Annotated in this window: 25 protein-coding genes and 3 pseudogenes; 10 read left to right on the forward strand and 18 right to left on the reverse strand. The window is 42.5% G+C overall.

Annotated features, from left to right (window positions below):
* The first annotated feature begins 394 nt into the window (after positions 1–394).
* Complete coding sequence (locus GC098_RS30545; protein WP_171647325.1) at positions 395–505, forward strand: YjcZ family sporulation protein; 111 nt, start codon at positions 395–397, stop codon at positions 503–505.
* Positions 506–746: 241 nt separating this feature from the next.
* On the opposite strand, the gene GC098_RS41010 is transcribed toward GC098_RS30545, so the two are convergent.
* Positions 747–881 (reverse strand): hypothetical protein, encoded by a 135-nt coding sequence (locus tag GC098_RS41010; protein ID WP_281367151.1) that lies wholly within the window; start codon positions 879–881, stop codon positions 747–749.
* Positions 882–965: 84 nt separating this feature from the next.
* Between GC098_RS41010 and GC098_RS30550 the strand changes: the two genes are divergently transcribed.
* Positions 966–1,076 carry a YjcZ family sporulation protein gene (locus GC098_RS30550; protein ID WP_171647327.1) on the forward strand — a complete coding sequence of 37 codons (111 nt, stop codon included), beginning with the start codon at positions 966–968 and terminating at the stop codon, positions 1,074–1,076.
* Between the two features lie 237 nt (positions 1,077–1,313).
* On the opposite strand, the gene GC098_RS30555 is transcribed toward GC098_RS30550, so the two are convergent.
* From GC098_RS30555 to GC098_RS30565, 3 genes are all read right to left on the reverse strand, one after another.
* A complete protein-coding gene (locus GC098_RS30555) occupies positions 1,314–3,152 on the reverse strand; it encodes a putative thiazole-containing bacteriocin maturation protein (protein ID WP_171647329.1) in 1,839 nt (612 codons plus the stop codon).
* Between the two features lie 426 nt (positions 3,153–3,578).
* Positions 3,579–3,833 (reverse strand): 50S ribosomal protein L33, encoded by a 255-nt coding sequence (locus tag GC098_RS30560; protein ID WP_171647408.1) that lies wholly within the window; start codon positions 3,831–3,833, stop codon positions 3,579–3,581.
* A 141-nt stretch (positions 3,834–3,974) separates the two neighbouring features.
* Positions 3,975–4,241, reverse strand: coding sequence for a hypothetical protein (locus GC098_RS30565; RefSeq protein WP_216625479.1), 267 nt, complete (start codon positions 4,239–4,241; stop codon positions 3,975–3,977).
* Positions 4,242–4,375: 134 nt separating this feature from the next.
* Here GC098_RS30565 and GC098_RS40415 point away from each other — a divergent pair.
* The 6 genes and pseudogenes from GC098_RS40415 to GC098_RS30590 form a co-directional block, all read left to right on the forward strand.
* Positions 4,376–4,788, forward strand: a pseudogene (locus tag GC098_RS40415) (IS1595 family transposase); the annotation flags it as partial.
* Between the two features lie 114 nt (positions 4,789–4,902).
* Complete coding sequence (locus GC098_RS30570; protein WP_171647410.1) at positions 4,903–6,804, forward strand: TOMM precursor leader peptide-binding protein; 1,902 nt, start codon at positions 4,903–4,905, stop codon at positions 6,802–6,804.
* 219 nt (positions 6,805–7,023) lie between these two features.
* Positions 7,024–7,884: an alpha/beta fold hydrolase gene (locus tag GC098_RS30575; RefSeq protein ID WP_171647333.1), complete on the forward strand. Its 861-nt coding sequence runs from the start codon at positions 7,024–7,026 to the stop codon at positions 7,882–7,884.
* Positions 7,885–7,989: 105 nt separating this feature from the next.
* Positions 7,990–8,415, forward strand: a complete 426-nt coding sequence (locus tag GC098_RS30580) for an SRPBCC family protein (protein ID WP_171647336.1) — start codon at positions 7,990–7,992, stop codon at positions 8,413–8,415.
* A gap of 235 nt (positions 8,416–8,650) precedes the next feature.
* A pseudogene (locus tag GC098_RS30585) lies at positions 8,651–8,779 on the forward strand (IS110 family transposase); the annotation flags it as partial.
* Between the two features lie 295 nt (positions 8,780–9,074).
* A complete protein-coding gene (locus GC098_RS30590) occupies positions 9,075–10,082 on the forward strand; it encodes a DUF3231 family protein (RefSeq protein WP_171647337.1) in 1,008 nt (335 codons plus the stop codon).
* A gap of 257 nt (positions 10,083–10,339) precedes the next feature.
* On the opposite strand, the gene GC098_RS30595 is transcribed toward GC098_RS30590, so the two are convergent.
* From GC098_RS30595 to GC098_RS30615, 5 genes are all read right to left on the reverse strand, one after another.
* Positions 10,340–10,486, reverse strand: coding sequence for a hypothetical protein (locus tag GC098_RS30595; protein WP_171647339.1), 147 nt, complete (start codon positions 10,484–10,486; stop codon positions 10,340–10,342).
* A gap of 54 nt (positions 10,487–10,540) precedes the next feature.
* The gene (locus tag GC098_RS30600; protein WP_171647341.1) at positions 10,541–10,696 is read right to left on the reverse strand and encodes a hypothetical protein; all 156 of its coding nucleotides are present in this window, start codon (positions 10,694–10,696) and stop codon (positions 10,541–10,543) included.
* A gap of 217 nt (positions 10,697–10,913) precedes the next feature.
* Positions 10,914–11,252 (reverse strand): hypothetical protein, encoded by a 339-nt coding sequence (locus GC098_RS30605; protein ID WP_171647343.1) that lies wholly within the window; start codon positions 11,250–11,252, stop codon positions 10,914–10,916.
* A gap of 46 nt (positions 11,253–11,298) precedes the next feature.
* Positions 11,299–11,583 (reverse strand): hypothetical protein, encoded by a 285-nt coding sequence (locus GC098_RS30610; protein ID WP_171647345.1) that lies wholly within the window; start codon positions 11,581–11,583, stop codon positions 11,299–11,301.
* Positions 11,538–12,089, reverse strand: coding sequence for an ankyrin repeat domain-containing protein (locus tag GC098_RS30615; RefSeq protein ID WP_171647347.1), 552 nt, complete (start codon positions 12,087–12,089; stop codon positions 11,538–11,540). Before GC098_RS30615 ends, GC098_RS30610 begins: the two co-directional genes overlap by 46 nt.
* A gap of 374 nt (positions 12,090–12,463) precedes the next feature.
* On the opposite strand from GC098_RS30615, the gene GC098_RS30620 reads away from it, so the two are divergent.
* Positions 12,464–12,679: a hypothetical protein gene (locus GC098_RS30620; protein WP_171647349.1), complete on the forward strand. Its 216-nt coding sequence runs from the start codon at positions 12,464–12,466 to the stop codon at positions 12,677–12,679.
* A gap of 159 nt (positions 12,680–12,838) precedes the next feature.
* On the opposite strand, the gene GC098_RS30625 is transcribed toward GC098_RS30620, so the two are convergent.
* Complete coding sequence (locus GC098_RS30625) at positions 12,839–13,639, reverse strand: class I SAM-dependent methyltransferase (protein WP_171647351.1); 801 nt, start codon at positions 13,637–13,639, stop codon at positions 12,839–12,841.
* Between the two features lie 328 nt (positions 13,640–13,967).
* On the opposite strand from GC098_RS30625, the gene GC098_RS30630 reads away from it, so the two are divergent.
* Positions 13,968–14,150, forward strand: coding sequence for a hypothetical protein (locus GC098_RS30630; protein ID WP_171647353.1), 183 nt, complete (start codon positions 13,968–13,970; stop codon positions 14,148–14,150).
* 681 nt (positions 14,151–14,831) lie between these two features.
* Here the strand turns inward: GC098_RS30630 and deoA are convergent.
* From deoA to GC098_RS40425, 8 genes and pseudogenes are all read right to left on the reverse strand, one after another.
* Positions 14,832–15,099 (reverse strand): annotated as a pseudogene (deoA, locus tag GC098_RS30635) (pyrimidine-nucleoside phosphorylase); the annotation flags it as partial.
* Positions 15,066–16,244 carry a NupC/NupG family nucleoside CNT transporter gene (locus GC098_RS30640; RefSeq protein ID WP_171647355.1) on the reverse strand — a complete coding sequence of 393 codons (1,179 nt, stop codon included), beginning with the start codon at positions 16,242–16,244 and terminating at the stop codon, positions 15,066–15,068. The pseudogene deoA and the gene GC098_RS30640, both read right to left, overlap by 34 nt.
* A 765-nt stretch (positions 16,245–17,009) precedes the next feature.
* On the reverse strand, positions 17,010–17,510 hold the full coding sequence (locus GC098_RS30645; RefSeq protein WP_216625480.1) for an NUDIX domain-containing protein: 501 nt from the start codon (positions 17,508–17,510) through the stop codon (positions 17,010–17,012).
* A gap of 497 nt (positions 17,511–18,007) precedes the next feature.
* Positions 18,008–18,346 carry a serine hydrolase domain-containing protein gene (locus tag GC098_RS41810; RefSeq protein WP_171647357.1) on the reverse strand — a complete coding sequence of 113 codons (339 nt, stop codon included), beginning with the start codon at positions 18,344–18,346 and terminating at the stop codon, positions 18,008–18,010.
* Complete coding sequence (locus GC098_RS41815) at positions 18,318–18,515, reverse strand: serine hydrolase (RefSeq protein WP_171647359.1); 198 nt, start codon at positions 18,513–18,515, stop codon at positions 18,318–18,320. Before GC098_RS41815 ends, GC098_RS41810 begins: the two co-directional genes overlap by 29 nt.
* 312 nt (positions 18,516–18,827) lie before the next feature.
* Positions 18,828–19,067, reverse strand: coding sequence for a hypothetical protein (locus GC098_RS30660; protein ID WP_171647361.1), 240 nt, complete (start codon positions 19,065–19,067; stop codon positions 18,828–18,830).
* Positions 19,064–19,657, reverse strand: coding sequence for a MucB/RseB family protein (locus GC098_RS30665; RefSeq protein WP_171647363.1), 594 nt, complete (start codon positions 19,655–19,657; stop codon positions 19,064–19,066). The genes GC098_RS30660 and GC098_RS30665 overlap by 4 nt, the downstream gene beginning before the upstream one ends.
* Positions 19,658–20,144: 487 nt before the next feature.
* Complete coding sequence (locus GC098_RS40425) at positions 20,145–20,378, reverse strand: hypothetical protein (RefSeq protein ID WP_246359060.1); 234 nt, start codon at positions 20,376–20,378, stop codon at positions 20,145–20,147.
* Positions 20,379–21,293: the final 915 nt, after the last annotated feature.

The following is a 21,293-nucleotide window of genomic DNA, read 5'->3' on the forward strand; positions in this document are numbered from 1 at the left end:
TCGTTGTTCTTATCATAAAAAAGTCACCCTTAATCTTAATCTCAGGGTGACTTTTTTATGGTAAATGAAGGGTGAAATATGAGATGGGTGGCTGTGGGGGTTTAATATATAAGATTCAAATTTAAAAATAATGCGTGGACACATAGGGGGAATTTGCGGTTATTTTTCCCGGGTGTTGCTCGACTATTTTGAAAAAAGCAGATCGGGCTTCCAGTGGTACAAATTCACAAACACCAACATAGCTGCCATCACTCACCTGCAGGGACCTTCCGAATTCTTGTTTACGAATGCCGGCCATTCCAACACTCAATTTGGTTCATACGTCCAAGCAATCACTATTTAACGAACATATTTTATACCGTAGTGACAAATCACCTGAGGGGAATGAGTAAACATGGGAGCAGTAGGTTATGGTGCAAGTTGTGCAGGTTACGGTTCAAGCACAGCAATTGTCTTGGTTCTTTTTATTCTTTTGGTTATCATCACAATGACTTTTGCATGGTAATTCCTTAATCCAACACAAAGAACAACGAGAAAAACGGCCGCGAATTAAAATTCGGGCCGTTTTTTCTCATTGTTCTTATCATAAAAAAGTCACCCTTAATCTTAATCTCAGGGTGACTTTTTTATGGTAAATGCAGGGTGAAATATGAGATGGGTGGCTGTGGGGGTTTAATATATAAAATTCAAATTTAAAAATAATGCGTGGACACATAGGGGGAATTTGCGGTTATTTTTTCCGGGTGTTACTCGGCTATTTTGAAAAATGCAGATCGGGCTTCCGGTGGTACAAATTCACAAATACCAACATAGCTGCCGTCACTCACCTGCAGGGACCATCCGAATTCTTGTTTACGAATGCCGGCTATTCCAACACTCAATTTGGTTCATACGTCCAAGCAATCACTGTTTAACGAACATACTTTATACCGTAGTGACAAATCACCAGAGGGGAATGAGTAAACATGGGAGCAGTAGGTTATGGTGCAAGTTGTGCAGGTTACGGTTCAAGCGCAGCAGCTGTTTTGGTTCTTTTTATTCTTTTGGTTATCATCACAATGACTTTTGCATGGTAATTCCTTAATCCAACACAAAAAACAACGAGAAAAACGGCTGCGTTCGGGCTGTTTTTTCTCGTTGTTCTTATCATAAAAAAGTCACCCTTAATCTTAATCTCAGGGTGACTTTTTTATGGTAAATGAAGGGTGAAATAGCTTAAACACTATTTATGATCCGGTTCACAGTAGCATCTTTGAGGCGAATTTTAGGATAGTCCGCTAACACCCCATCACCCACAATCATAGCGATAGCGCTCACCGGGATTCCCCCTCTCGCAGCAACACGCCAAACACTCCTGCCATTTCCTCTTTCAAAAACGGTGCTACTGCCAGATCCAAGACCAATAGCCGCTTACCGTTCCGTTCCAAGACCTGCAGGGCGGACTGAAGAACATCCGATTTTAATGTCACTTCACATGAAGGGATCTCAAAGATTAGCGGCAACTCTTCAGCTAGACTCACGGACGATACCTCCAACACTTTCGATGTGAGGCAAGCCGGTTGGTTTTGTGCCTCAAACAAAGCCTGTTGCAAAGCATCCCGCAACGCCAGGGTCACATTCAAGCCTACACCGCCATACCAATGATCACTTGTCCCGACCCACATCACAGGGAATCCGAATATTTCCTCTCCTAAACCAATCATTGGTGCTCCCTTCATCGTCGTCAGAGCCTGCAAATAAAACTGGCAGTGTTTATCTTCTATTGTAGACAACTGTACTCGAAAGACAGAAGGCAACTGACATGCCATTCGCTTGCCCAGTACCTCGGCCAAACTCCTTTGCAACCCTCGGCCAATGCCTTCCGCAATCGTTTCTCCCGCTCCAACGCCGATAAATTCCTGCGGTTCTATCCTGTTGTCCTCTGATTCCTGATAGGATGGAAGCGTCGAAACGAGCAGGCAGGCCATCCGCGACACATACGCTTCAATCCCGACCAGCCCCGCTTCCCGCCTCGCTCCCTCATGCGTCAAATTAGTACAAACAATGTCTGGCAGAAGACCAGCCGGCCCTTCCGATAGCGGATCGACTGCCTGAACGCGACACTGAGAGAGCGGTAGCTGCTTTAAGTCTCCCTCCTCCCAAATATGGAAAATCCCTGATTCAGTCGACGTCAACCGGCTGAAGTAAGGAAGCAATCCGTTCTCACTTTTGCTTGATCTCCGTTCGAGCAGCAGATCGATATCGTGAATCCATTCAGCTGCAGTACGTCCGGTCACAAGTGGATGGGGCATGAACGAATGCCATTTTCCTTCCAATGTCTCCAGATTAAGCAGGAAGAATTGATTCCTTTGTTCCGCATCGTTCGCTCCCGTAATCTTTTTTAATAATTCAAACACGATCACATTCGCTAACATCGCTCCCGCTGTGGAAGAAAAGGTGTGCAGCCGAGGGTCTTTATAAATCGCAGATTCGTGAATGCTGCGAAACGCTGACTCCCAGCATCCCTCAAAGTCCGGATGCACTAGCGGACCCGCCAGACCCACCTGCTGCAGACATACTGCGGGAAGAAACAACTTCCTCTCTTCCCTACAAACCGCGTGAAGAACCCGCAGTTCCTCGATATCACCCTCCTGTGACACAAACAAAATTGAATCAAACGGCCTCACAGCCTCCCGCAAACTACTAACCCCTTTCTTCTGCAGGGTAACTTCCTCTATTCTCACCTCGGGGTCTGTTTTACGGGCATGTGCCGCCAGTTCTTGCATCCGTTGCCGATCAGTCGGCACTGTGCCAGAGACTAGCACGTGAAACTTGGGCATTCCGGATACAAGCAGCTTAGAAATGACCGAGATCAAAAATGGACCAGAGCCGACCGCCAATACTTTGGCCTGACGATAGGACTGAAACCGGTAAGCACCCGAATTACCGAAATTGTCCAAAAATTCAATTTGAGAAGCATACTCTTTGAGAACCCCTTCCGGCAATTGATGTGGAGTGTCTTGGCTCACATCCTGAACAAACTGATCGATCAATTCGCCTTCCATGCGGAACGAGCTTTCGTTGTTTCGAAAATACACACTACCGTTTGGATTATGGAGAAAAAATGTATCCCTTTTCATCTTCTGTCGCATCGAATGGTTCAAATTTGTCATTTTATTCCTCCTCCGTAATCCCCGATCTGCCCCAACTCTTCACTAGTAATCTTATGTACAGCTATTTGTCCCTGATGTCTTATACTTTAAGGAAAGCCCTTGCAGCCAATGTAGTGAAGTATCCCCCTCAAAATTGGCATGGAAAGAGTTGTGACAGTTGATACAATTGAAGCAAACGAAGCATACTCGAGGAGCCCAACCATATATAAAAACTTCAATAAGATAAACCTAGCCTGCGGCTAGGTTCACCTTATGCTGCCTTACTTTCTGTATCTAACTTATCGCAAACCTTGGGGATATAGATACGCGCATACGCACGAAAGTAAGCTTCGCTTACCCCAAACCCAAACATATAAATTCTTATTTGTTAAAAAAAAGGGCTGCGCCGAAATAAATCTTTCGGTGCAGCCCCCTTATTTCATCTTACTACCAGAATCCTGGACCACCGAAGCCACCGAAGCCACCGAAGCCATCGAAGCCGCCAAAGCCAAAACCACCGAATCCAAAAGGTTCAGTGCCGATGGCTAAGAGATCAAACAATACCAATGGGATGATCGCTTTAACCTGTACTTTTTTACCTTTTTGTGGTGCTACAATCAACGTGTTTCCGCTAATTCTGACCAATTTGCCCGATACGCTTGTTCCGTCTTTTTTCAGTGCCACAATTTGTTTACCGACCATTTTTCGAACGTCCTCTTTCCGAATTTGGGATTTCACGAACGTCCACCTCCTTCTGCCACAAGAAATACAATGCTATACAATATACTCCTGAGTAGGTAACATCGATTGGATACCTGTCCACCCATGCATAAAAACAGTCGTTTAACTACAAGAAACGCCACTTTTCCACTCCATAAGGCGCTGCATTCCAAGATCATCGCGCGTTCCACGGGCCTTCGCCGGGGTATACGTGGTTCGGCCCTCTACCCTTCTAAACGATAAGTTCAGAAACATCGTCGGTAAGGTGTAGGCGACACTATTGGCGATGAGGAATACTTTGCTGGTAACCTTAAATTGTTCCGGAGCTAAACGCCACTCTGGCAGAACTGGAATCCCAAATTCTTTCCCTTCAGCAAGAAGGAAATACAATCGGATGACATATGTTAGATCTGCTTTGTGGTTATTATTGAAACATTGTATGCACCTTGTCCAATACGTGCATATATTATTCATCATTAATATATAATGAAATCATCTTAAAGAAAGGTTGAAATTAGGAGAAAATTAGCGTATATGAGGATTTCACCGACCTAACAAAACAAGAGCAACTACGTCTGTTTGAAGCGATTAAAGATACCTTATTTCCTGATCCCAGAATTCATGGATTACTGGCGAAATCCGAGAAGCCAAGTTCTATGGAGGTTTGACATGCCTTTATTGTGGGAGTTTAAGTGTGAAGCGGAAAGGAAAATATCGTTGTAGCCAGCGTTACTTTAAATATTTCAAGTTAATGGTAGATGGATATACGCTTCCTATAATTGCAGAGAAGCTTAAAATACATGTTTCAACGGCTTTCTATTGGAGACATAAGATTATTTACGCCTTGCACTCCCTCGGCAATAATCAACTTAGCGGAATCATTGAAAGCGATGAGACTCATTTTTTGGAATTCGAAAAGATCGGGAAGCAAACCATGATAACAATCAAAGGGGCTGCCGACCGGCAGTTCCTTCTCTTCAGCCTCGGGGAGAATAGAGGAGAAACCCGCCAAAACGAGCGGGGCACATTACTGCGAGATGAGGTGATCTGCGTGAATGCTATCATATCAGTTGTCGGAGAAGGTTTATTGGCCGACTTCGTATGCGGAAAGCTATTGGACTGTTATCAGGTCGTTCGACAGACAGATTTCACTTCAGACATACCGAAAGCGGCGAAATTGGTTGTGGTGCTGCACGATGACTGGCCTTCATCCGGATACTTCGAGGCTGAAGAGGCGCTGCAGCAGGCCGGCATCCCGTGGCTGCGGGGCTTTATTTCAATGGATGAGGGCATAGTCGGGCCTTTGGTTCGTCCGGGTGTGCCGGGATGCTCCCAGTGTGCAGATAACCGGCGTTTCACGGCGTCGACTGGGGACATACAACGTGCCGTAAGATCTTCGCCAGCAGGACTTTGGCATGCAGCTCACTTGCTGATTGCCGAGACGCAGCGTGTGCTGCGGGGCAGCCGAGCCCATACGGAAGAGCATATGTATATCGTTAACCTGAAAACTCTGAATAGTTCGCTCCATTTCATTCTGCCTGACCCGCTTTGTCCGGTGTGCGGCCGCTTGCCCGACGATTCATCGGCGGCAGCCAACATTTCGCTCAAGCCGAGACCGAAGATAAGCGCCGACAGTTACCGCAGCCGTCCGATAGACGACCTGAAACAACATTTGGCCAAAGACTATATGGATTCCCGGACCGGCGTTTTTAATGCCAAGATGCTTGACCTCGTGTCGCCGTTTGCCGGGGTGGGGGTCAATCTGCCGTCGTTTCTGATGGGAGATGAGGTAACAGGAGGCCGCAGCTTTTCTTATACGGAAAGTGAATTGACCGCGATCTTGGAAGGATTGGAGCGACACTGCGGTATAACCCCCCGCGGCAAACGGACCGTAATCTACGACAGCTTCAACCGTGTTGCGGATCATGCACTCGACCCCTCCAAGGTTGGGTTATATTCGAAGGAACAGTACGCGCAGCCTGATTTCACGTTCGAACCGTTTGATCCCGACCTCCCGATCGATTGGATATGGGGCTATTCGTTAGTGCGGAAGTGTCCGATCCTTGTTCCGGAAAGTCTCGCTTATTACAGCTCGGGATTCGGTGCCGGCTTTGTCCAGGAAGGCTCCAACGGGTGTGCGTTAGGCGGAAGCTTGGAGGAAGCCGTCTTGTACGGAATTTTGGAAGTGGCGGAGCGCGACTCGTTCCTGATGACTTGGTACGCGCAGTTGCCTATCCCGCGCCTGGACCCCTATTCCGCTAACGATCAGGAACTGCGGCTCATGGTCGAAAGGCTGCGCGCAGTTGCCGGATACGATGTACATTTGTTTAACATGACGATGGAGAATGGGATTCCGAGCATTTGGGCGCTCGCGAAAAGCGTCAGCCCTGGGAAGATGAATCTTATCTGTGCGGCGGGAGCTCATTTGGATCCGGTACGGGCCGCGAAAAGCGCCATTCACGAATTGGCCGGCAGGCTGATCTTCCTGCAAGAGAAATTTGAGGCGGGCAGGGAACATTTTATGCAAATGCTCGACGATCCGTTTCTCGTATGGCAAATGGATGATCATGTCATGCTGTACGGTTTGCCGCAAGCAGAGGAACGGCTGCAATTTTTGCTGGACGGACAGCGTCCACTCAGAACGTTTGACGAGGAGTTCAAGCGTAAGGCAAGTCAAGCGGATCTGACCGATGATCTGAAGGACACGATCGAGTTGTTTCGCCGCTTAAACCTCGATGTGATCGCGGTGGATCAGTCGTCGCTCGAAACGCTGCGAAACGGGCTACATTGCGTAAAAGTTCTGATTCCGGGAATGCTGCCGATGACGTTCGGACATCATTTGCAACGCTTAACGGGGCTGAAGAGAGTGCTTCGGGTGCCGGCGGAGCTTGGATATGCGAAAGAGCCGCTGACGGCCGGGCAACTCAACCCGCATCCGCATCCGTTTCTATAAAACACGAAGGATCAGTATGCCAACCCCATTATTATCGTCATCTGATGCTCCCTGATTACCAAGGTTACGAATAATAAGTAGTAGCACAAAGAATATGAAAAATAATGGAGCATTGTCCTGAGCACATACCACTTGCCATTAGCCGTAAATGTTGCCCTTTAGTTTAGTCGCCATGGTGCTCAACTTCCATACCGTTTTTTTGAGGGTCCATCCGATGTTGTGCTTATTTTTCTACACGGCATTACGGAACCTAGCCTGTATTTGAGGGAGTTCGGTCAAAATGTTTCCCAACTTGGGCTCGCCACCGTGTACCTTCCGGATCTACGTGGGTATGGAAATCATCCCATTCGACGCGGCGACATTGACTACATCGGGCAACTTGATGATGATATGGAAGACCTGTTCTGTTTTGTTCAAAAGCGTCATCCTGGTGGAAGGATCATTGTAGGAGGTTATTCTGCGGGAGGTGCAACCGCACTCAGACAAACAATACGACCGATTCATAAGGACATTTTTGCCTATTTACTCGTTTCACCAGCACTTAGCCCCAATGCGCCACTTGATCGTAAAGGCGGATCCGGTAACGAATCCAAGGTGAGCATCCCACGATATCTGTTGTTAATGCTGCTTAATGCAATTGGCATTCACCGTTATAACCACTTTATTGTATACCGCAGACTCACACCGGTTGAAAAACTGCATGGGACTGAATCCTGCAATCTTAGCTATCGGCTCGCCTTGTCGCGCATGGTGGGGAATAATTACGAAAAATATTTGTCGCAGTTGATCCAACCGACTTTCGTCATGGTTGGGGCTGATGATGAGGTATTCGACGCTGGTGCATATAAACCACTTTATGAAAAATTTTGCAAGGCTGAGATCCGCATCATCGCTGATCAAAATCACGACTCGATTGTAAAAACAGAAAATGCACTCTCAATCATGGGGAACTGGCTCAGTGTGATGCGGGAGAGGGACAAGCAAAATGAACTAGTGAAAGAAAACGCCATTAAACAGCGTCTGCCCGTAATCAATACGACTGCCCAAGCTATACTGCCCAATCGCTTAATGAAATCATAAAAAGGAGCTGCATTAATGCAGCTCCTGAACTATATTTTCCCGTTAGTTTAATGCTATAATTAACCATAGATGTTCTAAACTACATATAGTGAGGCGGTAATTATAATGGAAACAGGTAATCAAACAATAACGGTAGAAACCACAGTTCATGCACCAGTTGGACAAGTGTGGGAATATTGGACGGAACCACAGCATATAACGAAATGGTCTTTTGCTTCTGATGACTGGCATGCACCAAATGCCGAAAATGATTTAAGGGTTGGCGGAAAATTTCTTACAAGATTGGAAGCAAAGGATGGAAGCTTTGGATTTGATCTTGGTGGAGTTTATGATGAAGTGAGAACAAATGAATTTATTTCTTACACATTGGGAGATGGAAGAAAAGTTGCGATCACTTTTATTAGTCAAGAAACCGATACTAAGGTAATTGAAACTTTTGAAGCAGAATCCACTAATTCCATTGAGATGCAAAAAGCAGGCTGGCAGGCGTTTCTAGACAATTTTAAAAAATATAGTGAAATTTCTAAATAAGATTAGGATAAAATGAATCGGACATGCAGGTTAGTCATAATTATTGAAACATTAATTTAAACCTTCCTTTCGGAAGGTTTTTTTATGCTGTAGGTATTATTAATCCTTAAAGGTCAAAGACTATTTTTCATTGAACATATTACCCGCTCGCATGCCCAATAGCTTAATGGAACAAAAGGAGCATATCACTATGATAGCTCCCTTTTTTGAACTAACGTTTCCCGTTAGTTTAATCATCGATTGGATTAAACAACATGAATGTACTCACGTTGCGATGGAAAGTACAGGGGTATTTTGGAAGCCAATTGTCAATTTACTTGAAGCTGAAGGCATTGAATTTTTAGTGGTCAATGCTCAGCATATAATCCATTTATATTTGATAAACGAATATCATACGTGTTACGTTATTCGGCCCGATAACTTAAAGAAGCCGGCGTTCCATTGCGCGCAGCTCCAGATAATTTTTTATTGAGCTCTCGTTCTTCGTTGCGTAACAAGTTTTCTAAACCACTTTAATATAAATACTTACCAAAATCTTTTAGCCTATTGTCCAGAAGGAATAAATAACTTGACATGGGTGGGATATACTAACAATACTTCCCTCATTAGCTACCGAGTGGAATAAATATTTGATTTTGACAATTAAGGGGTTGTTATCAATGGTAGGTTCTCATGTTGTTGGACTGTCTTCAACGGAAATATCCGCATTGTGGTCATCTTACATTAGTGACAGTTTAGCGATATGTATCTCCAAGTATTTACTAAAAATAACTGAAGACGACGAAGTAAAGCCACTTGTTGAATTGTCGTTGACCTTAGCGCAATCACACATAGAAACCATTCAGGATCTTTTTGAAAAGGAAAAATTCCCTATCCCTATTGGATTTACTGATGCAGATGTCAATGTTACAGCCCCCCCACTATTTTTCGATACATTCCCTCTGAGTTATGTGTATTCTGTGAGCCGAATTGGCCTGACGAAATATGCCTTGTTTTTATCTAACACAGCTCGAGAGGATGTAAGAAACTATTTTACTCAGTGTCTACGCTCCACAACTGATTTGTACAACAAAACCATCACACTTATGTTAACCAAGGGAATCTACGATCGACCTCCAATGATCCCTTATCCGGAGCATGCTACCTTTATTAAAAAGAAAGAAAACTTTCTGTCTAAATGGTTTTGGCCGCAAAGAACGCTGAATGTAATGGAAATATCCGAAATGTTCTTCAACATAGAACGGAATTATTTCGGACTAATCCTTCTTACAGCTTTTATGCAAGTTGTTAAGGACGAACATATTAAGCGTTTACTGGCACGGGGAAAACAACTGTCTATGGATCAAATCAAATTCATCAACGATAAGTTGGTTCAAGATGATTTGCTCGGGACAATCATGGTCAATACAGAAGTCACCACATCAACGGTATCCCCTTTTTCAGATAAATTGATCCTAAATCTACTTAACATACTTAATTCATCAGCTCTCACCTATCTTGGAAATGCGCTATCCGTGACGACGCGACTTGATTTGGCTGGTGAGTATTCCAAGCTTTTGGTTGAAGTAATGAGTTTCGGTAAAGATGTAACTGATTTGCTGATTGAAAGGGAATGGCTAGAAGAGCCTCCGCTTACACCTGACCGGAAGAAACTTGCAGGCGTCTAAATTAGCTAAAAGTATCTTCAATGAACAAATCCAACCATTCGTTTAGATCATCTTTTGTAGCGCTCAAAACTTTCCGCCTCTTGAATTGAAGAAAGATGATTAGTTTAATTCACCCATATAATATTGGAACCATCCATTTAGTGTTTAATAAAAACCAGGGGGTAGCTGCCGCACGGAAAACTGCTCCCTGAATTCATTTGAATTAACGTTCTCCGATAGTTCAACGACGATTATGGTTTTCGTTCATAATAACCTAATTAATCCTTTTGTCTTTCTATCTCACCAGCTACAATTTGAGGAGGATTGGATTGCATTACAATATATTCGCCTTTATCATTTGTTTTGGGATTTACATTAACTTTTTCGCCAACCCTAAGCTCGTTGTAGAGTTGGGAATCTTCCACAATATAATAGACTAATTCGACATTACTTTTTTTGAAGGTAGCAAAGGTCTTACTTTATGCATCCTTCTTAGAAATTTGTTTCGCCACTAAGATTCTTTGCTCTTCTTTTGCAATTATGTAATTCCCCTTTTCATCTTCAGACGAAGCACTACAACCACTATGTACACATACGGTAATTGCTAAAGCTACGACTAAAACTAAGTTTTTCAATATTATTACTCCTCCTGCAAACAAAAAGTCTTAATCCAACCCACTTTATTAGACAGATTTGGCAAAAAATTGTTGCGTTAGACTGCTCGCTTAATAAACCGACCAGTCTAATACTTATTTTTCCTAGTCTACGACCAAGCCCTGTAATGAATCTGTGGCGAGTAAGATGAGCATAAAAAAAGCACCATCGAATGATGATGACTGTTATAGTGTCTATTTACTTGTCGCCAACCTTTTCGAATACGCCGTTGTAGCCCTCAAAAATTAATTGCTTTGTTTGTTCGTTAACAGAATCGTCATTATATGCTATTTCATAAGGCTTAAATGACAGTGCTGACGAAACACGCCTAAATTCTCCGTATTTATTGTAAATTGCCCCTGTTTCCTGCTTCAACCTTTTAAACTCATCTTCTGATAATTTCCTTGGTGCTGAAACTGAACCATCAGATGATTTTTTTGTTTTATCTGTAGGAATTAGTTGTGTTGCTACACTAATAAGAATGACACTTCCAACAACGCAAGTAATAATGAATCCTACATGTTTAAATTTGCTCATGATTAATCATTCTCCTTTCAATTAAAGTAACCTTCCTTTTTAGACGCTATTTATTACACAGTGTTCCCTCCAAGGGATCTTTACCCACAACAACTGTTCTATTTGGTAACCAAACTAACATATTTTCAATCCTTCTTTTTGATTCTTCGGTAGCATCCCAACCACCACGTTCTTGCATTGTCTTAACGATAAAAGGCTGGAACACTTTTTGTAATCTCCAGTTTCTGATGTATTTTGATGAGGTAATTATTACTCCAAGGTTTTTTCTGTTTTTTAGCCTTCCGATTACCTTAATTTCTTCATATCCATCACCCCATAATGGAGAAAACAATAAACCTTGGTATTTGGTGTGAATTTTTTCGTACCTCTTCGAACTTCTCGTTTTTCTCCAAAGTATCTATTTTCAACAATTTTTCCAACAAGGCACCATATATATGATGCCTGCCGTTCTATTCGTTCACTACTATTTTTCATTAATATCTGAGCTATATGAGAATCCTCTCCAAACCGAGATAATGCATATTCAAGAGGTGTATTACCATTCTTGTCGGCTATTTCACTCTTTGCTCCACTAGTAATTAACGTTTCAACTAATTCAGTATCATTATTCTGACAAGCAAAGTGAAGTACGCTACAGCCATCGAAATCACATTTATTTATGTCGCTACCAAAGGTCAATAGTAACTGAGTAAACTGCTTATTACCCATGATGACTGCAGAAATTAATGGAGTTTTGCCACTTTCGTCTAGAGCCGTAAGATCACCTCTTCTCGAAACTAAAAGAAACTTAAATGTACTAATATCATTATTTTTAATAGCTTCAAAAAGAGGATCCACATGCTGCACTCCTTTATTACCAATTTAAAATCGTTAATGTTAAAAATAAGTATTCCTAATCAGTATATTAACACCATGCTGAAGTTTATTGTTCCATTCGTTTTAAAACATTGAAATACACTAGCGGTAGCTGTCCTTTAGCACTATGAAAACAGGGAGCAGCTGCCGCGGCAAACTGCCCCCTGTTTGTTTTACTATCGTTCCGCGTTAGGTAACATGCAGATGCCGCGTCCGTGAGGATGGGTAATGGAGAAAATATTTACAAAGAAGCATTTGGTAGCCTATGATTTAAATATTCGCCCATTGGGGTAATTGTGCGTCTATTGGGACCGACTACGCCGGCAATGAAATCAAGCTGAAGGAGATGAATAAAGGTGAAGAATAGATTCGAATTTACTGCGGTCGTCTTAATAGGCAATGGCGAGTTAACAGACGACTTTACCATCGATATCGCCAAAATGATTGACCGTTTAACCACACAGCTGGAGATCGCCAAGAAAGCGCTCCAAACTATTGCGGAGAGCTCAGCGCTAGGCACTGAGGTAGCCAAGACGATTGCCGCAGAATCTCTAATAGCGATTGTCGAGTAGGTACCGGCTGCATTCGTGTCTTTTTTGAGCTATCGTTCTCTGTTACTTCAACAATCGTCTCTCATGATGTTCGCCGCCACATTCTTTGGCGGCTAATCTCTATACTCAGATTGATGTTTGTTTTTTAATGGATGGCGGTCGAATGCTTATACTGTACTCTTATAGTTTTCTTGCTTTGATTACAAAAGTTACAGGAAGCATCTTTGCTTTTTTTGCAAAATCGCTGTTATTCATAATTTCATCATCAGATTGCTCAATCATTTGCTCAATGACAAATCCCGCTTTTGCCAACGCATTCACATAGGTTGATAGTTTACGGTCCGATAATGTTAGTGTACTTTCGTCAAGAGATACCGAATACCAAGATTCATCGAAATAACATTTTTTAAAAACAAGCATATTATTTTCTGCAACAACACATTTGTGTATAGGGTGAGACCAACTGAAAATAAATACGCCGTCTTTTTTTAGGTAAGAAGCAATCCGGCAAAAAGTACCCTCAAGGTCGGTGGTCCAGCCTATGGCATAAATCGAATAAACAAAGTCAAAATAATCCTCTGGTATGCCACATTCTTCTTCCATGGGAGAACAGATCAATGTTGCTGAAAGACCGCATGCCGTCAAATGTTGCCTTGTCTTTTCGATTTGTTTTTCTGATATATCCACAGCCCATAGTTCAGATGCTTTGCGTTCCCCCTGATATTGCAAAGATTGACCGCTTCCACAGCCTATCTCCAGCATCTTTTTTCCTGAAACATCGCCAAAAAGTTGGCATTTTTCTTCCGAGACAAATGCGCCATAGAGAGGAAGCGCGGTTGTTCCTAAGATATCATTTCCTTTTGTATCCCAAAAGAAGCTGTTTGTTTTACGAACAACATTCTTATCCATGTCGACCGAGCTGGCGACGCCAACCTCGCCAGCGCCTATAATGTTTGTTCTATAAGCAGATTTTTTATCCATACCAGAGCCCTCCCCAAATATAAATATTCTAACCCATCTGCTTTATTTTTCGGCAAGTCGGTAATGAAACCCTTCCATTTCATTCCATCATTCTACCCGTTAGTTCAGCGCCGCCGCGTGTTTCCAATGGAAATAATAATACAGTAAGCACATGAGAAATCAGCCCATCTCAGGATCGGAACAAGGCGAGAAACGATAGGTACTTCTTAACCACAAATTATAAATTACCTATAACGTACCTTAGTAATTAGAAAATTTTCTCATTTTTGTACGTTATAGGTAACGGACGCATTTATGTTCCAATACACAGATTTAAGGAGTGAATGGATTGAAAACAATGAAACGAACGCTGAACACGCTTGGCAAGTCAATGTTTATAACAATTGTTGGAGTAAGTATGATTGCTTCAAGTGCACTGGCCGCGGATATGGGCACTACGATTCTAATAAAAGTGGTTTCAGATACCACAACAGAAGTGGCGCCTTCAACGAATAGTTCAAACACAAACTAAAATCCTGCTGATGCAAAAATATCGAAAGACCAGGCTGTTGAACGGACAAGAAAACTGTTTCCTGCTTTAAAAGAGGCTACTGTGCAATCTGTTGATTTCGGCGATCCCAATACATACCCTCCACGTAATGAGAAATTCTGGACAATTCAGTGGCAATTCCCACCTCTATTCTCTCACGCCTTCTAAAGGGTAACAAATCCTGACTCCCTTCGTTCTCCAATGAAACCAATAAGGGTGAAATCCTGCAAATACACGAGTTTGCGTGAGAAAATTAAATTATATCGAGGGAGCTTAGCAATTGACTTTAAAGGGGTGCTGCCAACCAAACCCAAAAGCAATCGTGATATGAAAAAGCCGAAATTTCCGTACGCTAAGTAAGGGGAATTCACGGCTTTCAGTCAATTCAAAACTCATCCCAAATGTTTCAGTGTCTGGACCAATCTTCGATTTAGATAGCATTTATATAATTTAAGAGCCTGTTTGATTGCCGTTTTTTTTAACGTAATTTTTTTCTCCTCAGGATCCTGCAAATAAAACGTCTCATGTAATTACAATTCGTACATAACCCTTGTAGCAGCCTAAATAGTTAATTTTTCACATTGAAGTAAGTAAAAACAGACAGATACTATAGCACTCAGCTTCATCTTCACATCCAGCACGATGGCGTCGGAGTCGTTCCGCCGTATGCTCGAGCCCGCGGCCGGCCATCTTCGCTACCGATTGTCCAGCGCAGCCACGAGCGGCGCCAAGACCAGCGTCGTCGTATCGCCCGCCCGTTCCCGCTCCGTCCTTGAAGAAAATCGCCATGACCAAAGCGCTGACCTGGTAATTAGGAATTTCGTCTTTCGTGATAGCCCTTGATAATGAAGTTGATCACTTCAGTTGTCAATTCCTTGCCGTCGCGCTGCTTCTTACTTACAAAAACAATCCGGCTACTATAGCTGACAATACGCTAACCATTGTTGCACCGTACAACAATTTTAGACCAAATCGAGCTACTACATTGCCTTGCTTCTCATGTAGCCCCTTTACCGCGCCGGCGATAATGCCGATAGATGAGAAGTTCGCGAAAGACACAAGGAACACGGATACGATGCCTATCGTCCGTCCTGTTAACCCTGTATGCTTGCCGAGATCGAGCATCGCCACGAATTCGTTGGCTACCATCTTTGTCGCCATTATGCTTCCCGCTTCCACCGATTCCTTCCATGGAACGCCCATGATGAAGGCGAATGGAGCGAAAATATAGCCCAATAACTGCTGGAAAGAGACACCTAGTATGCCGCTAAAGATGCCGTTGATCAAAGCGATCAGCGCGACGAAGCCGACCAACATCGCCGCGACGGTAATGGCCACTTTGAACCCGTCCATAATATATTCGCCAAGCATCTCGAAGAAAGATTGTTTCTCTTCATCTAGTACTTCCAGAATATCCTCTTCCTTCGAAACCATATAGGGGTTTAGGATCGAAGCGATAATAAATCCGCCGAACAGGTTCAAAACGAGTGCGGTAACGACATACTTTGGGTTAATCATTTGCATGTACGCGCCGACAATCGACATTGAAACGGTCGACATTGCGGAAGCACAAAGCGTATATAGCCTCTGCTTCGGCAGCATTCCGATTTGCTTTTTAACGGAGATAAATACTTCGGATTGCCCCAGAATGGCGGAAGCCACCGCGTTGTAGGACTCCAGTTTACCCATTCCGTTTACTTTACTCAATACAAGACCAGTATACTTAATAATGGACGGCAAAATTTTGGTATACTGCAGAATACCGATGAGAGTGGAGATGAATACGATCGGCAGCAAAACTGACAAGAAGAATGGAGCTTGTCCTTGATTGGCAATACCACCGAACACAAAATTGACGCCTTCCCCCGCATAAGATAGCAATCTCTCAAAAAGTGTCCCAAAGGCTCCAATGAGGAGCTCTCCGACACTGGTATGAAGCAAAGCAAAGGCAAGCAGCGCTTGTAATACGATCATGACAACAAGCGGCCGGTAGCGGATGTTCCGCCGATTGTTGCTTAATGCGTATGTTAGGACAAAAACGACTAGCACGCCCAAAATGGCAACCAAATACCTCATGTTGTTGTTCCTCCACTGTTTTGTATTTTTAGTTTGCCTATCTTAAGCGTTTGCAACACCACTATAAGAAGAATAATCCCAAAGAATTATTTCTTCTTCAAGGCATCCGCCCGCAACAGCGTATGATCAATCATACCAGCTAAATTCAAGTTGTTCTCTCCTTTTATACACGGACTGAAATAGCGTACGAACGTCGAGTCTTTCTTTAGTTCTTCCTGGCGTCCATATGCTTAATATGCATTTTTATTTGATTCACAATACTTCATGGTTATCTTAGGACAGATGTAATTTAACCTCACAAGACATATGTAAAAAATTGGGTGTTTTGTGCGCATTTCCTTTATTGAGCTAACGTTACCCGTTAATCAACGACTTAATCCCTACTCCTCGTCGTCGATTATCTATATCAAACAAGTTTTCCCCGAGGCGGATACCGTCGAATTGTTAAAAAGTTACCGCTCGACGATCGAAATCAGCTCACTTTCACGATGCGGGAAGATTCATTTTCATTACGACAGCCTGCAGATTTGCTTCAACGCGAAGCGCGCGACTTTCCACAGGGCTTCAGGCGCCGGATTTCGCCGACGTCTGCTGCAAGTTACGGGGCGGCTTGGTCCTTACCCCAACTGAACTTGCATCAGTAAGTTGTGACTAGCTTGCTAGGCGCGCACCGACCGTTAGCTGAGAAGGCTGCCGATCTATAGCATCGACAGCCTTCTCATGATTTTCATTGAACTATCGTTCCTTGTTAGTTTAATGTCGCAACTATTCCAATATTAATTTTCCATCGAACTTTTTATTATCTTTAAATACTCTTTGATGATGTCTTGCAAAAAGTTCACCGGAGGCTTCTGGTAACTTATCCAATGGGTAAAATTCAGCATCTACACTTTCGTCTGTCTCTTTTTCAAGAGTACCCGACCATTTATCCACACGAAATAAATATTCAATTACATGATGTTCATTCCCCCAACGGTCCGTGAATGTTTGTGTTGTTGGAGAAGAATAAATTGCAATTAATGTTGCCTGAAAAACGTCAAGCCCAGTTTCTTCTTTGACCTCACGTTTCATCGCATCAAACACGGATTCATCTAGTTCCATAGCTCCTGCAGGCATACCCCATTTTTTATCACCATGACGTTTTATAAACAAGGCACGACCCTCATTATCAAGTAAGATAGCTCGTACTGAGTTCACCATTATCTTTTGAGTACCAACCACTTTGCGAAGTTTACCTAAATACGAATCATGCCAACTACCGCTCATATTTATCACCCTTTGGATTATTCTGGATGATATTATAATAACGCTTGAAACCTTTTTAAAAAATAATTTATTTTAGATGGATTCGTTCTAATTCAATTATTGGTATCAAAAGAGTGCCATGCTTTTGACATTGATATCTATACCATAGTAGGCAAACTTATTGTACTTTCTTGCCCGTTACTTCACTGAATATAAAAGAAGAGCTCAAAGGTAACAGCTCCATTATCGTTCTCGTTAGCTGAATATGTGCAATCTTTGCTTCTACATGATGATCCGGATAATATAATGGCTTATTTGATCTACATCTGCAGATGATATGTTATTTAATAAGATTAGTGTCACACGTTCGTCAACTATCCGGATTATTTTGTTCTTAAAGCCAACTATTTCACCACCGTGATACATTTGCTTGTGGTTTTCGGCGTTATTTAGAAACCAACCGTATCCATAGTCAGAATCATGAGTAGAAAATATTTTTTCTAAAGTATTTTCACTGACTAAAAAGTCAGTATATAACACCAGATCCCACAAAAGTCCCCATAGGATAAACCCGTCGTTTGTTCGATAATGTATGCTAATAAAATGTATCCCGAATTTGTGTACTTAAACCGAGTTCCGGATTTGAATTCGGGTTCTAAACTCAGAAATAGATTAATCGTATTCTCAAGTGTAGTGGAATGCTTCATTAATTCACGAAAATTTGGGATTTGGGTTATATTTGGAATACCTGATGTGTGGGTTAATAGATGATCAATTGTTATGTCATCTGCGTAATTGAATGATGGCGTAAACCTCTTTAAATTTTCATCAACATTGAGTACCCCTTGTTCCTCCAACCATCATTATAGCCATTGCAGTAAACTGTTTCGTTATTGATCCAATTCTAAATTTTGTATCAGCAGTATTCATTACCTGGTGCTCCCGGTTTGAGAGCAATACAGTTCCACTAAATTCATTTCTACTCTGCAAAGTAGATAAATACTCTTGAAATGCTATATTTCGCAATGATTCAACCTCCTTGCAGTTTATGAGATAATTTTACAATTATTTACTGCAAATACAAGACATATAGTTATCCAGTCGTTATGATATAATTAAATTAGGGAGATCCAAATGGATCTCCCTTTTTGAGTTTTTGATTCGCAAAAAGCTTTCATTCATTTAGCTAACGATTAGCTTAATCTGCCCGTCCCTCGGAATAGGCCACCGAATTTATCACCGGAAGCCTGCTAGATCTTGTTATAAAGCTATAGTTTCCGTTAGAGTAGTATACGGCCGTCCGGCAACTTTAGGTTAAATGTTCACGATTCCACTTGGTTATCCCTCGATCCAAGCTCCATTCTTCTTGTGCAAATACCGTGAGTTGCTGCGCGTAGTACCGTCCTCCATCGTTTCTTCCACTCTGACATGCATCACAGCAGATTCCCGGCGTAAAATCCCGGTAATTTTAAAGCTCTTGATCGGATCAGGCATCATCTGCTTGGCGCGTTCCACATAGAATTCCTTCAAGACCAGCTCCACCTTTTGAAGCTCCTGTGCCGCTTCTTCCGGAGTCATTTGTATTGTGCAACCTCCCCGTGTGGTACACTTAGTTTCTCTTGGTCCAAAGGGGCGTTTACCTCTAGCTCCAGCATTTCCGCCTGGATTATCGGAAGCTCCGAGCTTTCAGTATAGTAAGCCTTTTTCAACAAGATGCCTGTTACCTCATCCACCCACAGTTTAGTCCCCGTTACTGGAAACACCGAATATGGGTCAGTTCCTGCACGAATCACAACTGCTGTCCGGCCGAGAAGTGGTTCTTTACCCTCCATGCTCCATTTTTCTGAATCAGCCAACACTGTCTCTGCCAATAAATATGGATGCGGCAATCCTGCAATGGTATACGGTACTCCACTTTTTTGGATCTCATCTTTTTCGAAATTGTAGTCCGGCTTTTTGACTGATGCGTCAAAGAGGGGGATATTAGTTTGAAACATGTAGGTACCGTCATACACCTTAGTCATATTCGAGTTTTTGTTTTCGATTAACCAATAAGCGCCCGGTTTCTCGCCCTGCCTGATTTGAAAGTGTACCGTTGTTGTATCCTTATCAAAGTGGCTTCGAATGATTCCCTTAATTGTTGTATAGTTCTTGTAGGAGTGAATCATCCGCTGCCTTAGTTGTTCCTTTAGGTTGGCTTGCCCGGCAATTTGTGTCGGTGTTACTGTAGGTGGAGGATTGCTATTTTTTTCAGTTTCATCTTTTGAGCAACCATTTAATACTAGACAGAAGATACTAGAAAATGTTACATAATAATGCCCAATTAAAACTTACAGTAATTTCGGTGTTCTCGAATGGCACGTCATTTTGAGGTCATTCTTCATTGGGGGAATTGTCATCGAGCTCTTTGCTTTTCTTCACATGCAGCGGATTTACAACACCATACCAAGGAGTCTTTTTACTTCTCAAACCTCGTATTTCTTCATAATATGAATGCTGACCGTTACTTCAAAGAAAAAGGGAACAGCTGCCGGCCGCGGCGATCTGCTCCCTGGTTATTCAACTATCGATCAGCGTTAGCACAATTGATATATATTTACGTTATATCTTCTTTAAGGTAAATAGCATTTCTAACGTATCTGAAAGTAATTCGTGTTAGCGTTCTATTTCGTTTAGTCCATCCTTTACTTTTAAGATACATTTTAATAACACTTCGTCCGTTACTTCTGAGTTAATAGCTTCAATGAGTTGATATGCTTCAGCCTGGACTTCAAAATTTCCTGTAATCAAATGGTAAACCAGTGTTTCTAAGTGTCCTGAACAATCAAATGGTTTTAATGCAAATAACAGCGTACCTCTTGCACCTAATGTTTTTGGGTGATTTATCATATCAATCAGTGGCTCAATGGCCTCTTCGGTTCCAATATCACTTAAAGTAATTGCAATAGAATTTCATAAATTATTACTCTCGGTGCTTTTTAAATATTCTATGAGTAGGGGAATGGCATCTTTAAGATTACTTTTCCCTATCTACTCTAACATGCTTTCAACTATATCCATCTTATTACTTTCTACTGCTTCTCTAAATAAATCTAAATTCATAAGCAATTCCAGCCCCTTATGTCAGTTATAACTCACTCCATTTTAACACTGTCTCTTACTCCACTAAACTGTCCGTCCCTCGGTTAAACAAATTCATCTTGCAATACGATCTATCCTATAGCTTCGAAAAGCCTTTCAATTGGAAGAAAAAGACTCGGCAGATTTACCCGCGCGGTCATTGAATACAACATGCATTACATTGTCTTTAGAAATAGCCTACAGCATACCATATTGAGAGGCCTTTTCGCAGAGTAACTTTAATGATTCCTAGAGGACTTAATACGATTATTTAAAATGAGGTAGAAGAAGTCCATGACTAAGCGAAAATCAACTACACCTAAAGGAAGGAAAAATTCATCCGTAGTGGTGCCCGGAACTGAAGAAACGAAGTAAATAAAGATTAGTTCTACAACCGGTTCGCCAAACCATACAAGGGCCACTGGGGCTTACAGCAACAGTGCAATTGCAATGATGCCGTCTGGACAGTCGGTCCCCACATCGAAGCAAGAACAAACCCTCGGCATTAAGATCGCGAGGGCTATGCTTTCTGGCCCGCGACACATCACCAAGGATGCAACAGTTGTAGAATTGGATGCAGCCGGTAACCTAATCATCCTGCGTCAAGGCACCAACGATTGGATCTGCTTTCCCGGAGACGAAAATCAGATCGGTAATCCTCCTATGTGCGCAGATCACATGGGC

Origin of the sequence: Paenibacillus phytorum (assembly GCF_013141715.1) — a bacterium.
Taxonomy (GTDB): Bacteria; Bacillota; Bacilli; order Paenibacillales; family NBRC-103111; genus Paenibacillus_E; species Paenibacillus_E phytorum.

Coding starts and splice junctions, on each gene's coding strand:
- GC098_RS30605 (WP_171647343.1), bottom strand. CDS start 11,252: ATGAGCAAATTTAAACATGTAGGATTCATTATTACTTGCGTTGTTGGA.
- GC098_RS30560 (WP_171647408.1), bottom strand. CDS start 3,833: ATGGTCGGTAAACAAATTGTGGCACTGAAAAAAGACGGAACAAGCGTA.
- GC098_RS30550 (WP_171647327.1), top strand. CDS start 966: ATGGGAGCAGTAGGTTATGGTGCAAGTTGTGCAGGTTACGGTTCAAGC.
- GC098_RS30580 (WP_171647336.1), top strand. CDS start 7,990: ATGGAAACAGGTAATCAAACAATAACGGTAGAAACCACAGTTCATGCA.
- GC098_RS30590 (WP_171647337.1), top strand. CDS start 9,075: ATGGTAGGTTCTCATGTTGTTGGACTGTCTTCAACGGAAATATCCGCA.
- GC098_RS30555 (WP_171647329.1), bottom strand. CDS start 3,152: ATGACAAATTTGAACCATTCGATGCGACAGAAGATGAAAAGGGATACA.
- GC098_RS30625 (WP_171647351.1), bottom strand. CDS start 13,639: ATGGATAAAAAATCTGCTTATAGAACAAACATTATAGGCGCTGGCGAG.
- GC098_RS30645 (WP_216625480.1), bottom strand. CDS start 17,510: ATGAGCGGTAGTTGGCATGATTCGTATTTAGGTAAACTTCGCAAAGTG.
- GC098_RS30665 (WP_171647363.1), bottom strand. CDS start 19,657: ATGATTCACTCCTACAAGAACTATACAACAATTAAGGGAATCATTCGA.
- GC098_RS40425 (WP_246359060.1), bottom strand. CDS start 20,378: ATGATAAATCACCCAAAAACATTAGGTGCAAGAGGTACGCTGTTATTT.
- GC098_RS30640 (WP_171647355.1), bottom strand. CDS start 16,244: ATGAGGTATTTGGTTGCCATTTTGGGCGTGCTAGTCGTTTTTGTCCTA.
- GC098_RS30545 (WP_171647325.1), top strand. CDS start 395: ATGGGAGCAGTAGGTTATGGTGCAAGTTGTGCAGGTTACGGTTCAAGC.
- GC098_RS30660 (WP_171647361.1), bottom strand. CDS start 19,067: ATGACTCCGGAAGAAGCGGCACAGGAGCTTCAAAAGGTGGAGCTGGTC.